This is a genomic window from Cognatiyoonia sediminum, from assembly GCF_900129845.1.
Taxonomy (GTDB): domain Bacteria; phylum Pseudomonadota; class Alphaproteobacteria; order Rhodobacterales; family Rhodobacteraceae; genus Cognatiyoonia; species Cognatiyoonia sediminum.
In genome coordinates, this window is the sequence record NZ_FQXB01000001.1 from 1,086,388 (window position 1) to 1,101,339 (window position 14,952).

General features: G+C 55.4%; 12 protein-coding genes and 1 riboswitch. Of the genes, 2 read left to right on the top strand and 10 right to left on the bottom strand.

Annotated features, from left to right (window positions below):
- Position 1: 1 nt before the first annotated feature.
- From BUA85_RS05440 to BUA85_RS05480, 9 genes are all read right to left on the bottom strand, one after another.
- Entirely contained in the window at positions 2 to 1,597 is a 1,596-nt protein-coding gene (locus tag BUA85_RS05440) for a 5-guanidino-2-oxopentanoate decarboxylase (protein ID WP_072899830.1), read from the bottom strand.
- Positions 1,597 to 3,045, bottom strand: coding sequence for a TrkH family potassium uptake protein (locus BUA85_RS05445; protein WP_072900431.1), 1,449 nt, complete (start codon positions 3,043 to 3,045; stop codon positions 1,597 to 1,599). The genes BUA85_RS05440 and BUA85_RS05445 overlap by 1 nt, the downstream gene beginning before the upstream one ends.
- Before the next feature lie 93 nt (positions 3,046 to 3,138).
- Positions 3,139 to 4,242: a GTP cyclohydrolase FolE2 gene (gene folE2 / locus BUA85_RS05450; protein WP_072900432.1), complete on the bottom strand. Its 1,104-nt coding sequence runs from the start codon at positions 4,240 to 4,242 to the stop codon at positions 3,139 to 3,141.
- A 204-nt stretch (positions 4,243 to 4,446) separates the two neighbouring features.
- Positions 4,447 to 5,619: an O-succinylhomoserine sulfhydrylase gene (metZ, locus tag BUA85_RS05455; RefSeq protein ID WP_072899831.1), complete on the bottom strand. Its 1,173-nt coding sequence runs from the start codon at positions 5,617 to 5,619 to the stop codon at positions 4,447 to 4,449.
- A gap of 52 nt (positions 5,620 to 5,671) precedes the next feature.
- A riboswitch (SAM riboswitch) is annotated at positions 5,672 to 5,748 on the bottom strand.
- Positions 5,749 to 5,778: 30 nt separating this feature from the next.
- Positions 5,779 to 6,384 (bottom strand): inner membrane-spanning protein YciB, encoded by a 606-nt coding sequence (locus BUA85_RS05460; RefSeq protein WP_072899832.1) that lies wholly within the window; start codon positions 6,382 to 6,384, stop codon positions 5,779 to 5,781.
- Between the two features lie 12 nt (positions 6,385 to 6,396).
- A complete protein-coding gene (locus BUA85_RS05465) occupies positions 6,397 to 7,305 on the bottom strand; it encodes a DMT family transporter (RefSeq protein ID WP_072899833.1) in 909 nt (302 codons plus the stop codon).
- Positions 7,302 to 8,216, bottom strand: coding sequence for a hypothetical protein (locus BUA85_RS05470; RefSeq protein ID WP_072899834.1), 915 nt, complete (start codon positions 8,214 to 8,216; stop codon positions 7,302 to 7,304). Before BUA85_RS05470 ends, BUA85_RS05465 begins: the two co-directional genes overlap by 4 nt.
- Positions 8,213 to 9,532, bottom strand: a complete 1,320-nt coding sequence (gene ftsY / locus BUA85_RS05475; protein ID WP_242649024.1) for a signal recognition particle-docking protein FtsY — start codon at positions 9,530 to 9,532, stop codon at positions 8,213 to 8,215. Before ftsY ends, BUA85_RS05470 begins: the two co-directional genes overlap by 4 nt.
- 621 nt (positions 9,533 to 10,153) lie before the next feature.
- Complete coding sequence (locus tag BUA85_RS05480) at positions 10,154 to 11,839, bottom strand: NAD(P)H-dependent oxidoreductase subunit E (protein WP_072900433.1); 1,686 nt, start codon at positions 11,837 to 11,839, stop codon at positions 10,154 to 10,156.
- A 154-nt stretch (positions 11,840 to 11,993) separates the two neighbouring features.
- Between BUA85_RS05480 and BUA85_RS05485 the strand changes: the two genes are divergently transcribed.
- Positions 11,994 to 13,001: an alkane 1-monooxygenase gene (locus BUA85_RS05485; protein ID WP_072899836.1), complete on the top strand. Its 1,008-nt coding sequence runs from the start codon at positions 11,994 to 11,996 to the stop codon at positions 12,999 to 13,001.
- Positions 12,989 to 13,384: a hypothetical protein gene (locus BUA85_RS05490; RefSeq protein ID WP_242648995.1), complete on the top strand. Its 396-nt coding sequence runs from the start codon at positions 12,989 to 12,991 to the stop codon at positions 13,382 to 13,384. The genes BUA85_RS05485 and BUA85_RS05490 overlap by 13 nt, the downstream gene beginning before the upstream one ends.
- Positions 13,385 to 13,387: 3 nt before the next feature.
- Here BUA85_RS05490 and xseA read toward each other — a convergent pair whose 3' ends face one another.
- Complete coding sequence (xseA, locus tag BUA85_RS05495; RefSeq protein ID WP_072900434.1) at positions 13,388 to 14,905, bottom strand: exodeoxyribonuclease VII large subunit; 1,518 nt, start codon at positions 14,903 to 14,905, stop codon at positions 13,388 to 13,390.
- Positions 14,906 to 14,952 lie beyond the last annotated feature (47 nt).

Genomic DNA, 14,952 nt, shown 5'->3' on the forward strand with positions numbered 1-14,952 from the left:
CCTAGCCGACCGTTTCTGGTGTAACGTGGATCAAGGTTGGTCCTTGTGCAGAAAGTGCCTTTGCGAGTTCTGTTTGGAACTCCTCGAGTGATTTCGGCGCTGTAGACGCTGCACCATAGGCCTCTGCCAGTTTAACGAAGTCTGGGTTCTTCTGAATCACCGCGTTGGGGGCAATCTGGGCACGCACCATACTGTCTTCGATCTCGCCCAGCTTCCCATTGTCCCAAAGGATGATCGGCAACGACAGTTCAAGTTCGACCGCAACCATGAGTTCCTGATGTGTGTATTGGAATCCGTAGTCGCCCGCGATGGCCACAACCGGTTGATCACCGACACCGATCTTACCGCCGATCGCTGCGGGAAGCGCATAACCGAGCGTCCCGAATCCATAGGGGTGATGCCAATGGGCCGATCGATCCATCGGATAGATTTCCTTCGCACCATAGGCAAATTGCGTCATGTCGGAAAAGATCATCGTGTCTTCGGGCAAAACAGCACGCATTGCGTCTGCAAGTTCCGTGATCCCCGGACGTTCCACGGTGATTTCTCCGCGCCACTTGCGTTTCGCGGCCTGCACCTCGTCTTCGGTCCAATCCGTTGAAGTCAATTCAACACCGTCCTGCTCGAAACGCGCTAAGACGGCATCGAAGAAACATCCTGCGTCCGACAGAACCATCTTTTCAGTATTGCGTGCGGAGGTGAGACTTTCGGTGTCGATGTCCACACGGATGAGGCTTGCTTGATGCCCCAACTCGTCCCGCCAGAGATCGACCTCAGATAGCTCTGTCCCTACGGCCAATACCAAATCCGCCTTTGCGATTTCAACAACGCTGCTAGGCCGTGCCAAAAACGATCCATAGTGCAGCGGATTCTCCTCCGACACCACGCCGCGCCCCGCGTACGTGCAAAAGACTGCACAACCACATTTCTCGGCCAACTGGCGCGCTCCAAATTCCGCTTCAGTGCAGCCACCACCGACAATCAGCAAGGGCCGCTTAGCCTCCGCGAGCGCGTCTGCCACCATCGCAACATCATGTTCTGATGCCATCGGCAGATCAGCGATTTCGCCGATTGTCGGCGCCGACGGGGCATTGCCCTCTAAAAGAGGGATCGGAACAGTGATGTGTTTCGGTCTCGGCCTCTTGACCTCAAACTCCGTCAAGGCGCGATCAATAAGGTGATACGCTGCATCGGCCGTGCGAGCCGTAACAGACCAATCGCACACCGAGGCTCCTGCCGCTTCTTGATCGCGCATTTGATGCAATTGACCTTTGCGCGCTTCGGTTTCCGCAAGGCAACTGGAAAGAACCAACATAGGAACTGAGTCCGAATAAGCCTGCCCCATCGGCGTCATGATGTTGCATAGACCCGGCCCAGTGATCACATAGCAGAGCCCTGGCATCCCAGTCGCCCGTGCATACCCATCAGCCATGAAACCTGCGCCCTGCTCATGCCGCGCTAGAACGTGGGTTAGACCCGCCTCCTCTATCCCGCGATACATTTCTTGGTTGTGCACTCCGGGAATGCCAAAAATCACTTCGACCCCGCGATCTTTTAGCATGTGCGAAATCTGTGCACCAAGCGGCTTTGTGGACATTAAGCTCTCCAGAATTTGAGGGATAGGATGGTTAGGACAACCAAGATTTCTAGGCGACCGACGTACATTCCGATGGCCAGTATCCATTTTGCGGTATCATTGAGCCCCGCGTAATTCCCTGCTGGACCAATCTCTTGTCCCAGCCCTGGGCCAATATTTGCAAGCGCGGCGGAGGCACCCGAAACGGACGTCACAAAGTCCAGCCCCGTCATGCCTAAAGCGACAGAGAATATGCCTATAGACAAAATGAAGGCGATGAAAAATGCCATGACGGAGCTCAGAACATCTTCGCTCACTGCGCGCCCGTCATATTGGGGCTTAAAAATACCGCTGGGTGAGTGGATCTGACGGATTTGGCTTTTGATTGAAGCAAAAAGCAACTGATACCGGAAGACTTTGATCGAACACGAGGTCGATCCAGCACAACCGCCGATCAAACCGACAAAGAAGATGATCATTATTGGGAAGGTACCCCAAGTCATGTAGTCGGCGCTTGCATAGCCGGTGCCCGTGGTGATCGAGACGACGTTGAAAAGGCTGTGTCGGAAGGCTGTTTCGGTCAGTGATCCATCCTGCCCCCAAAGCCATGATGCGACAAGCAGTACGACGACGGTGACGGTCAATAGGAAGACACGGATCTGCGTATCCTGGAACAAGGGTTCAGCGGTGCCCGAAACCAATTGCACGAAGCGAACGAATGGAAGCGCTGCAAGGATCATAAAGAGGACAGCCACGTATTGAGTGCCGGGTCCGAACAACGCGAAAGAGGTATCGTAGTTGCCCATACCGCCGGTCGACACCGTTGTCATAGCGTGGACCGCAGCATCAAAAGGTGATAGGCCACTGATCGCATAGGCCAGCGCACAAGCGATGGTCAGACCGACATAGATGTAAGAAATGCTGGTCGCGATTTGACCGGCACGGGGTAGGATTTTCCCGCTTGTATCAAAGCCCTCGGATCGGAAGATTTGCATCCCCCCAACGCGAAGTTCTGGCAAAAAAACCATCGCCACAACGATGATCCCGACGCCGCCGAGCCACTGAAGCATCCCGCGCCAGAGCCGAAGTCCTTCTGGCAGTTCAGAAAGCCCAAAGAATGCCGTGGCTCCCGTCGTCGTTAGTCCGGACATGGCTTCGAAAAACGCATCTGTGGCAGAGGCATCGGTGATTCCAAAGACGAAGGGCAAAGCGCCAAAAACAGGCAGAGTCAGCCAAACCATAGCCGTCAACAAGAAGGTTTGCCGAAGGGACAACCCGCCGGTCACGCCATTGGAACAGGAAAGCGCAATCAATGACCCGCATAGGATTGTCACAACCGCAGACTGGAAAAACGCGATCCAATGCCCGTTGTCCGCAAATATGTCCGCCGCCATTGGCGCAAACATCGTCACGCCAAGCGCTGCCACCAAAAGGCCGACCACATATCCGACAGGGCGAAAATCAATCATGTGGTATGGGTGGCTTTGCCAGTTCAGACTGTCAAGCATATCAACGTCAAAGCGTTGTATATCAACGACGCTGAGTTAGCCTACGAGTTTGACTTAACCGACGTGGAAAAGTGACTGAAAGAGCCTCGGATCAAGGCTGACGGCTGCGAAGGTTTCCCCTTCTGTCAGAACAGACACGGCATCGTGCGAATGCAGGCTTTCCTGATGGCTCGCGATGACGCGGAAATCGGAAATACGTTGATCGAGCTTTAGCTGCTCCGTGAAAAGACGCGCGGCGTCTTCCACAAAGATAGGGTTGGCAGCGTTCAGTTCCGCAAACGCCTGCTCATCTTCGCGTTTCACCATCACTTGCGTCTCCGTCGGAACCGCAGAGCGTGCTTGATCAATCAAGTCTTCGAACCAAAGCACGTCGCCCTCATCTTCCACCAAAGCCGAAATCCGCGCGACGGAGCGTTGAGAATGTGGCGTCGCAAGTTGCCCCCGGTACTGACGCGCGTGCTCTGAAAGTTCGAGGGAGCAAGGGCAGGTCGATGAATAGACGTAGTCGAGGTGCATGATCTTTTTGCGGGCGCCGTCGGTCTCAACCAATTCGAGAGCGATGTCGTAGTATTGATAGCCAGACAGACCAGAACGGAGGCTTTCAACCTTCATTGGAAAGCTAAACCGCATTTGGATTCGCGCATCAAAGCTGTCCAAATCCGTCTTATAGGCATCCAACGCGCGTTCGATTACATCAAAGCTAAAGGTCTCTTCCGCGTGCTGATAGAACGTCCGCATGATGCGGGACATATTGATACCCTTTTTCTCCGCATCAAGGCTCACGGTGCCGGTAACTGAGGTCTCCAGCGTGATTTCCCCGCCGTCGCGCGTCCGGAAACGGATCGGCAACCGGAAGTTGGAGATACCAACGTGCTGGATTTGCTGTTTCGCACCACGGATCAAGCTGGACGGCCCGTTTTGCAAATCGGGCATCGACGCTTTGTAAGTCTCATCGACCTCAAAAGCGTCGGGGTATGCGCGCGCCAATGCTGGGTAATTCGACACTTCTTGCCCGGGAATGAGGCGAGACACGAGGGGATCGAGAGTCGCCACTTCTTCAGCGGAGACATCTGACGCCCAGCGGCGCAGCAGTGCCAAAGCGTCCTCAGCCTCTTCACGGCTGGGCAAACGATCAAGGTCACGGGAATGTAGGTTCATCTCAGCAGCCCCCTCTGGTCCGTCAGACCTATCGATATGGGGCTCTGTTGAAACTTTTCCAACATTTTCCCAATAGATACGTGACAATTCTGCTTTTAGGTCGATCACAGCGCAGTCCACCAGAAATTACGGCACAAGGCCTGATCCTTGCGAAGCTAACTTTGCATAATTGAGAGGCGTTTGACTAGGTTACACCCCAGATTGTCAGCTTTTTGCGACATTCAGCGCGTTTTGGATATCGGCAATCAAATCGTCCTCATCCTCCAACCCAACGCTAAATCGAACGAGTCCGGGCCCAATACCCAGCGCGCCTCTTTGATCCTCGCTCAAGCGCTGATGCGTTGTCGTCGCCGGATGCGTGGCGATAGATTTCGCGTCGCCCAGATTGTTGGAAATGACCGCGATCGACAAGGCATTCAGGAATTTGAACGCAGAGGTTTGGTCTCCAAGATCCAAGGCAAGAACCGTTCCACCATCTGGCATTAGCGCGTTCTGTGGATGGTCGGCCAAGCCCGGATAAGCAACAGAGGTCAGAGCATCATGCCCTTTCAGGGCCTCCGCAATAGCCAAGGCCGATTGCGCTTGGGCACGGACGCGAAGATCAATCGTCTCGAGCCCCTTTAGCATCATCCAAGCGTGGAACGGCGACATCGAGCCGCCTGTATGTTTCATATAGGGCTCAACGGTCCCGCGAATAAACTCGCGCGTGCCAATGATCACGCCGCCCAGCGCACGGCCTTGACCGTCGATGTGTTTTGTCGCGGAATAAACGACCACATCGGCTCCATCTTCGAATGCTGTGGTAAAGACAGGAGTCGCAAAAACGTTGTCCACAATCACAGTCGCTCCAACGGCATGCGCAAGCTCAGCAACGGACTTGGTATCAATGACCTCTAACGTAGGATTAGAAACCGTCTCGAAGAATACGGCTTTTGTCTCGCTTCGAATGGCGGCTGCCCATTCTTCTATGTTTGTTCCGTCCACAAATGTGACTTCGACGCCGTACCGCGTCAAAATCTCTTCCAGAATGTAAAGACACGACCCAAACAAAGCCCGAGAAGACACCACATGATCACCAGCTTTGAGCATGGATGTCAGAGCACCGTTGACCGCCGCCATCCCGCTGGCTGTCGCAAAGGCGTCCTCGCCCCCTTCCATTGTGGCAATGCGTTCTTCAAACATGGCCACGGTTGGGTTGCCGTAGCGGGCGTAAATGAATTCATCATCTCCGGCCTTCAAAAAGCGCGCCTCGGCATCTTCGGCTGTGTCATAGACAAAGCCCTGCGTCATAAAGATCGCTTCGGACACTTCATTGTATTGGCTACGGCGCGTCCCGCTGTGAACGGCTTTGGTGCGTTTGTTCCAGTTGCTCATCATCTTATCCTTGGCGATGTGCCATCAAAAAACCCCGACACCGGTTCAGGTATCGGGGCTACGCCCTTCGACCTTTTAGCGGAATATTTAACGTGGCCCGCAATCCGGTAACAAATCGCCACAGAAGTTGCATACGCCGCAGCGCAGCAGAGGTCAAGCGCGCTAGGCGTCGTCTTCCGGCTCGATCAAATATTGTTGAAGCGCCATGATCTGCCACATCAGGAAGGCAAACATCGCCGCGGGGAAGGCAAAGGTTTCCAATGTTACCCAAAGCTCGGTGCTTTGGGTTCGCCAGATGACCTCGTTTGCGACAGCCAAAAAAGCGAACATCGCGGTCACGCGTTTGGTCAGGATCATCCATCCCTCTTGCCGCATGGGCATCGCATCACCCATCACCCATTCAAGGAAACTTTGACCACGCCAAAGGCCAATACCCAAGATGGCGGCAAAGCTGCCGTAGACGATGCTGGTTTTCATTTTAAAGAACCGTTCGTCATTGAAATAGGCGGTCAGGCCACCAAAAAATACCACCATGAAGGCCGTGAAAATCTGCATCCGGCTGAGCTGTTTTGTCATCGCCCAAAGGATACCCATAGCCACCAGCAGGATCGGGACAAAAACCAAAGTCGCAATTATGAAACCGGAATATTCCGTTTCACCAATCGTATAGGTATCGTCCTTAATCCGCAGATAAAGAACGAAAAATGCAATGGTCGGACCAAGCTCGAGAAGCTGTTTGATCCAAGGATTGACAGGTTGTTCAGACATAAATCGCCTCCGTTACCCTCCCATTTCGACGATGACGGCCCCAAGTGCAACCAGCGCCATCAGGAAAATTCGCGTGATCCCCACTTTTTCACGCAAAACCAGCCAACCAATAAGCGCGGCAAAGACGGTTGACGTTTCTCTCAAGACGGCAGCTTCACCGACTTTATCGAGCCGTGTGGCCAGCATAACACCGCCAAAGCTGATCCACGCGATGACCGCTCCGGCAAAGCCTCGAAACAAGAGCGGGCCAAGATCAGGCGGCGCATCCATCCGACGATATCGCCACCATCCGATGATTGGGAAATCCAAAGCCGTGATGAAAAAGAACCAAGCCAGAAACGTAAACGGATCAGGGCTTTGCCGGATGCTGTAGGCATCAAAGATGGTGTAGATGGCGACCAAAACACCACCCAAAATCGCCCACATCAACCCAAGGCGTAGCGCCAAAGGATCAAGCGTTTCTTGCCGCAGGTTGAGCACCGCGATCATCAGGATACCGCCAGACAGGCACAAAACGCCCAGCCATTGCAGGCCGGTAAAACTCTCCTGAAAGATGAGGCTGGCAGCGATGACGGTGACGATTGGGCCGGTGCCTCTAACAACAGGATAAACGACCGTGTATGCCGCACGCTCATAGGCCAGAGCCATGGTGAGTTTGTAAAGAAAGTGGATCGCCAAAGCTCCAGCCAGCAGTACCGCAATCTCAGAACTCGGCCATGGAACGAGGAAAAGAGCGACTGGTGCGGAGATGACCACCAACCAGCCATCAATCGCCCCGCGTGTCAGCCAAGGATCATGTCGCCCTTTTTGAAGCGCGCCAAAGACGGCGTGGGCAAAGGCCGACATCAACGCGAGCCCCGCCGCCAAACGCGCGCCTTCCGCTGTGCCCGATAGGATGACGATCCATTCGCTTAGGGTCACGGTTTCGATAGGGAGGTCCAGTTGATCGCTATGTCCGAGTCCGACAGTGCGTTTATGGCGTCAGAAAACGTATCCAGCTTCCCCGTTAGAAAAGCTGGTCCCAGACTGCGGGCACCCAAACCATCTTCTGACCTTAGCGAAAGCTCAAAAATACCATTGGGGTTTGGCAGTTCTTCCACCAAGGCGACCAAAGCATCCTTGCTTTGTTCATTCAGACTGGGGCTATCCAACGCTCGAATGTCATCAATGACGTGAGATTTGATAATCGCGGTTGCTCGTGCAGGGTAAGCCTCTCCTCGCAAGACGAGTGTACCTAGCGGCAACAGCGCATAGTTCTCGAATAGGCCTGTTGATTGGACTTTAATGTCCAGCTCTGTGAGTTTCCCAGTCAATGCGCTCGCGCGAAGGGCGAAGCGGCTTCCTAAGTCGACGCCGGTGACTTTCGCCGATGCGTCAATATACCCTAAGGGCCCGAAATCAAGGAACACGGCCTCCACCAGCAAGTCATCTTCGTCTTCATCCCATTCGAGGACCAGTTCTACGGAAATTCCCGAACGCTTGTTCTGAACTCTGAGCAAATAGTCGAGAACGACATCACCAGTTTTGAACTCTGGCCAAATGCCTTCGGCAGAAATATCGATTCGTGTGGGGGGAAGACCATCTTCGATCCATCGATCCGCGCCCTCTAGTCGCCAATAGACCCGATCGGCGCGCAATGTTTGCCTGTCGTCTTGGTATATGACGACGTCAAGCGCGGTACATCGGCCGTCGGCAGCAACTGACGAAGTAACGCCCGGAAGGCCGGTAAGCGTCGTCAGAGGCACCACACTATCTGCGCAAATCGTCGGCGTCATGTCTTGCGCGTTGGCTGATCCAGCCAACATCAACAACGCCGCAATCAGCCGTTTCATTCCAAGCCAACCAGCGCTTTGGCGAAATCTTCGGGATCAAAGGGTGCAAGGTCGTCAATCTGTTCGCCAACGCCAATCGCATGGATCGGAAGGCCGAATTTGTCAGCCAGAGCGACTAAGACGCCCCCCTTGGCTGTGCCGTCAAGTTTCGTCATGACAAGGCCCGATACGTCCGCCAGTTCCTGAAAAACCTTAACTTGGCTCAACGCATTCTGGCCCGTGGTTGCATCAAGCACCAACAGTGTGTTGTGCGGCGCATCTGGGTCTTTCTTGCGGATCACGCGAACGATTTTGGACAGTTCTTCCATCAAATCCGCGCGGTTCTGAAGTCGACCAGCCGTGTCGATCATAAGTAGGTCGGCCCCGTCGCGTTGTGCCTGATCCATCGCGTCAAAGGCCAAACTCGCCGGATCGGTGCCTTCTGGCGCTGTCAGAACCGGCACCCCTGCCCGTTCGCCCCAGACCTGCAATTGTTCAACTGCTGCTGCGCGAAAGGTATCGCCAGCGGCAATCACTACCGACTTGCCAGCGGCCTTAAACTGGCTTGCGAGCTTACCAATCGTAGTCGTCTTGCCAGATCCGTTCACGCCAACGACCAAAACAACCTGCGGCTTATGGGAATAAAGTGGCATCGGTTTGGCCACACCATCCATGATCCGAGAGACTTCGTCGGACAGCAGCGTCTTGATCTCTTCGACCGAGAGTTTCTTTCCCATCCGGCCTTCGGCCATATTGGCCGTCACGCGCAGGGCCGTATCGACGCCCATATCTGCCGTGATCAGCAGTTCTTCCAACTGCTCCAACATATCATCATCGAGCGTTCGCCGAACGACAGTTTTCTTTTGCCCGCCAAAGAGCCGCCCCAGAAGCCCACGTTTTTCTTCGGGTTCTTCTTCGCCTTCAAAGTCATCAAGTGGCGAGGCCGTCAGCGTTGTCATCGGCTCCATCACCGCTTGAGGGGCTGGGCGCGCGGCCAGTTCGCCAAGCCGTTCTTCTTCCGCGATCCGCGCCTCTTCCGCAAGGCGTTCGGCTTCCGCTAAACGTTCAGCGGCTTCGGCTTCTTGCGCTTGTCGTTCGGCTTCTCGCGCTTTGGCCTCTTCTTCCTCGCGGCGGCGTTGGTCTTCGCGCTCTTGCGCTTCCGCTTCCTCGCGTTGACGCTCTTCCTCGCGGCGGCGCGCCTCTTCGGCTTCTTTTAGGCGCTGCTCTTCTTTCTCAGCCGCTTCAGCCTCCAGGCGCGAACGCTCAGCTTCGCGTTCGGCTGCTTCAGCTTCCAACCGCTTGCGCTCTTCCTCTTGCTGGCGCGCAATCTCTTCCAGTCGCGCTTTCTCAGCGGCATCAGCAGCGGCTTGAGCAGCTTCTTTCGCCGCTTTCTGCTCTGCTGCGATCCGCTGGCGCTCTTCTTCTTCAGCTTTCGCGCGGGCCGCTTCTAACTCAGACAATCGCTGCCGTTCGGCTTCTCGCTCGCGCTCCAACTCTGCCTGACGCTGTTGTTCGGCCAACCGTTCACGCTCAAGTTCTTCCTGACGCTGGCGCTCCGCTTCTCTCTCGCGCTCTAGCTCTTCTTGACGACGGCGTTCTTCCTCACGTTCACGTTCAAGCTCTGCCTGTCGCTCACGTTCGGCTTCCCGTTCAGCCTCAAGGGCCTCCTGACGCGCTTTCTCTTCAGCCTCTGCCTTCTCTTTCGCGATGCGCGCCTCTTCTTCAGCAGCCGCTATCTCTTCAGGTGTCGGGCCAGAGGGGGCTTCCGCAACTTCTACGGTTTCTTCTTCACCGCCGTCACTGACAATGGCATCCAAGCCCTCATCGATTTTCGATGAAGATTTAAAGAGCCGTTCTTTAAGCTTTTTGAAAAACGCCATGTGGTCGCGCCTGATCAGTTGTTTTCACAGACTTAATCTTCAACGCGACCGGATGGAAGGGTTTGAGCTGTTATCGCCTCAAATCTCGTCGGGGAAATACTTGATCGTGGACCTGATCGGGTTCGGCGCCGCCTGCCCCAAGCCGCAAATCGAGGCGTCCGCCATCGCAGTACATAATTCGCCCAACAACTCCTGATCCCAACGGTCTTTATCCATCAGCTTAACAGCCTTTTCGCAGCCCACTCGGCAAGGAGTACATTGGCCGCAGCTTTCGTCCTCAAAGAACCGCAACATGTTCAGAGCCGCAGCTTTTGCGCTGTCTTTGTCTGAGAGAACGACTACAGCGGCGGAACCGATGAACGTGCCTAGTGGCTGAAGCGTGTCGAAATCAAGCGGGACGTCATCTATTGAGGCTGGCAGCAGACCAGAGGACGGGCCGCCGGGCTGGTAGGCTTTGAAGGTGTGCACTTCAGCCATGCCGCCACAGGCCTCAATGATGTCAGTGATTGTGGATCCAGCAGGCAAGAGGTAAACGCCGGGGTTCTTCACCCGACCGCTGACAGAATAACTGCGCAGGCCTTTACGTTCATTCTTTTCGGTCGTGTTTAGGCATTCCGGCCCCTCGCGGCAGACTTTGGCGACCCAATAGAGCGTTTCCACATTGTGCACCAAGGTTGGGCGGTTGAAGATACCAACCTGCGCCACGAACGGCGGGCGGTGACGCGGGATACCGCGTTTGCCTTCGATGGATTCGATCATCGCGCTTTCTTCACCGCAAATGTAGGCTCCGGCACCGCGGCGCAGGTCGATGTATCCTTGCTCAACAATACCTGCCGCTTCGAGTGCTTTGATCTCTTCCGCCAAGATATGTAGCACAGCCGGATATTCGTCGCGCATGTAGATAAACGCTTTTTCCGCCTCGACCGCCCAAGCCGCGATCAACATGCCTTCTAAGAACAGATGCGGTGTGCGTTCGAGGTAATAACGATCCTTAAACGTGCCTGGCTCGCCCTCGTCGCCATTGACCGCAAGATAGCGTGGGCCTTCATTGGCGCGGACAAACCCCCATTTCGTGCCGGACGGGAACCCAGCCCCACCCAGACCGCGCAAGCCGCTTTCCTTGATCTTCGCTTGAACGTCTTCCCAGTTGCCAACAGCGCGCAGATCTTTCAGCGCGACGTAACCTCCATCCGCGACGTAAGCGTCAAGCGCCTGATAATCTGGGATATGCGCGTGGGTGTCATCCGCTGCAATCGCGGCCTTAACCTTCTCCGGCGTCGCAAAATCGATGTGATTATGACCAAGCTCCAAAGTTGGAGCGGTATCACAGCGCCCCATACATGGCGCGCGAACAACGCGCACTGCGTTCGCATCCAGCCCATCTTCCAAAGCCTTCTTCAGCTCTTGCGCGCCGGCGAGCTCACAAGACAGGGAATCGCAGACGCGAATGGTCAACGCAGGCGGTTTTGGCTCGCCCTCTTTCACGACATCGAAATGAGCATAGAAGGTTGCGACTTCATAGACCTCTGCCTGCGAAATCCGCATCTCTTCCGCCAAAGCCCGCATGTGAGCGGCGGACAGGCAGCCATATTCGTCTTGGATCAAATGTAGAAACTCGATCAGCAGATCGCGATCACGGGATCGACCGCGCAGCAACGCCCGCACCTCATCCCACGCTTGATCTTCAACCTGGCGGCCTTTCGGCTGATGCCGGCCTTTGCCTTTGCCAGATTTCCAAACGCCCTTACGCTCGTCGAGTGCCATGTCCTGCTCCTTGGTATTAGAGTGCATTTTTACACAGTGCAGTCGTTCGACACCAAGCAAATGCGACATCTACTGAACCAGTTGCGCGGCGAATGCGCACAGAGGGTCTTTTTCCATCTCTTATTGGAAACAAATGCCGTGATATAGAGACGACATGTTGCGTTTCTATCTGGCCACGACTCTCCCCGCTTTGCTGATTGCGATTGGCGCGGTTTTGGGTGGATGGTGGGTCGCCTTGGGCTTGATTTTCATGACGAGCCTGACGTTCGCTTTGGACAGTTTGGTCAACATTACACCGAACGAAAACGCAGAAACCGAATTCCCAGCTGGGGACGGGTTGTTGGTGCTTATCGGCACGCTTCACTTTGTGCTGATGCTTCTGGTTGTTTGGACTTTGGCGAACGGCTCGCACAGTCTAGCAGCGAATATCGCGCTGTTCATCTCTGCGGGTTTGTTCTTTGGTCAAGTCAGCAACTCAGCCGCCCACGAATTGATCCATAGATCACGACGCGACCTGCGCCAATTGGGCGTGTGGGTCTATATTTCGATCCTCGTTGGCCACCACACATCAGCTCATCTGCTGGTGCATCATCGCTTTGTCGCGACAAGTGATGATCCCAACTCCGCGCAGTTGGGCGAAAGCTACTATCGTTATGTGGCCCGCGCATGGGTTGGTTCATTCAGCAAAGGCTTTGCTGCAGAAACTCAGAGGCTGAAATCGATCAACCGTCCGAATTCACAAAACCCCTATTGGGTCTATCTTACTGGAGGTCTTGCGATGCTCGTTTTGGCTTTCTTGATCGGCGGAGTGGCGGGCTTGGTCGCCTATACGGGCCTCGCACTATACGCGACGGCGCAACTGCTGTTGTCAGACTACGTTCAACACTATGGTTTGAGCCGAACCATAGATGACAACAAGGCCGAACCCACCACTGCCTTTCACAGCTGGGATAGCCCGCACTGGTTCTCCTCTTCCATGATGCTCAATGCCCCCCGACATTCGCAACACCACACAAGACCGATGAAACCTTTCACTTCGCTAGAGCCGCACTCTGATGGCCCCATGCTGCCCCATTCCCTGCCTGCGATGGCGACCTTGGCACTTTTACCCTCGCGCTGGCGGAAGGTAATGGATCATCGCGCATTGAAATGGCAAAATTAACCATGCGGATACTCATCTCCCTCCTCCTCTTCGCCACTACTGCAGCGGCACAAAGCCCCATGACGGCAGAGGAATTCGATGCCTACGTCACCGGCAAAGTCCTGACCTTTGGTTCCCCCGGAAACCCAAACTACGGGGTCGAACACTACCTGCCTCAACGGCGTGTCTTGTGGTCAGCATTCAATGGCGAATGCATCGAAGGCCGCTGGTATGAAGCGGATCAGAACATCTGCTTTGCCTATGAAGGCACAGATGAACACCACTGCTGGACTGTGTTCAAAACACCGGATGGCATCCAAGCGACCAATGCTGATTCCGGCCAAATCATCTTTGAAGCCAACGAAGACCCAAGCGCATTGGTCTGCGGGAATTTCTTCAGTTAGCGGTTAGAAAAGGCTTCCTTGATCACCATCACCGGCTCTTTTCTTTGCCGGTAGCTTTGACCCACCAACGGTCAATCGACCATCCGCAAATTCGATTTCCAAGGATTTGGCGGATTTCGCCGCGGCCTGTGTCGTCACCAGATCACCATCACCCCGAACGACCGCATAACCACGCTTCAACGTCTCGCGATACCCCAGCGTTTCGCGCAAACGATCCAAAGCCTCCAAACGCTTCGCCCGTTCCGCCTGCTTCGATCGCGCGATCGACGACAACCTTTGCGACGCATGCTCCAAACGCGTTTTGGCCTGTGTCACATCCGGCGCCCGAACCTGTATGCGCTCCAAACGATCCCGAGCGCGCATCGCCTGACGTTCCAACGCCGGACCAGACCGTGCTGACAGTTCAACCACGCGCCGCCGCTCCTGCGCGACCACCCGCGTTAACATCGCAGGCCGCAAAGGCGCATCTGCCAGCTTCAACCGCTTCTGGGCCACAGCCCGCTGCAAGGCATGATCGAGCCGCCCGGATGCAAGATCAAACCGCTGTTGCGGAACAGACGTCAGCGCCTCCGGCTGCGGCAAGGCCCGCGCCACATCCGCCAATCGTTGACCGCGACGCTGCACCCCACTCGTCAAAGCATGGGTCAAACGCGCGCCCTGCTGATCGGCCCAAGCGAGCAATTCCATTCGAACCGGAACTGCAAGCTCCGCAGCCGCTGTTGGCGTCGGAGCACGTTGATCGGAAACAAAATCGATCAAAGTCGTATCCGTTTCGTGCCCTACAGCCGAAATCAGAGGAATGTCAGACGCAGCCGCCGCCCGTGCCACAACCTCTTCATTAAACCCCCACAGATCTTCGATCGACCCGCCGCCCCGCGCCACTATCAACAAATCAGGCCGCGGCAAAGCCCCGCCGGGTGTCAAGGCGTTGAACCCTTCAATGGCCCGCGCAACCTCTGGTGCGCAATTTGCGCCCTGCACGGCCACTGGCCACACCAGTACCTTACGCGGGAATCTGTCGCGCAACCGGTGCAAAATATCTCGGATCACCGCACCGGACGGAGACGTCACTACGCCGATAATCTCCGGCAGATACGGCAGCTCTTTTTTTCGCTCCGGCGCAAACAAGCCTTCCGCCGCAAGCGCCTTTTTGCGCTTCTCCAGCATCGCCATCAAAGCGCCCGCACCGGCGACCTCAATGCTATCTACATTGATGTTGTATTTCGACTGCGGCCCAAACGTGCTGAGCTTGCCGGTGACGATCACCTCAAGCCCCTCTTCCGGCAGTACCCCTAGCCCAGTCACCTGCCCCTTCCACGTATTGCAGGCGATAACGTTCCGCTCATCCTTGATGTCGTAGTAAAGGTGCCCCGACTTGGCCCGCACCACGCGGCCCACTTCTCCACGTACCCGCACGCGGCCAAACGCCCCTTCAAGCGCTTTCTTCACCGATCCGGTCAGCTCGGAAACAGTGAATTCCGGCGCGTTGCCCTTCGCAGGTTCTTCGTCAAAAAGGTCCATCAACTGCCCTTGTTCTTCATTGATGCCAACCTTAGAACGCCCCTCAA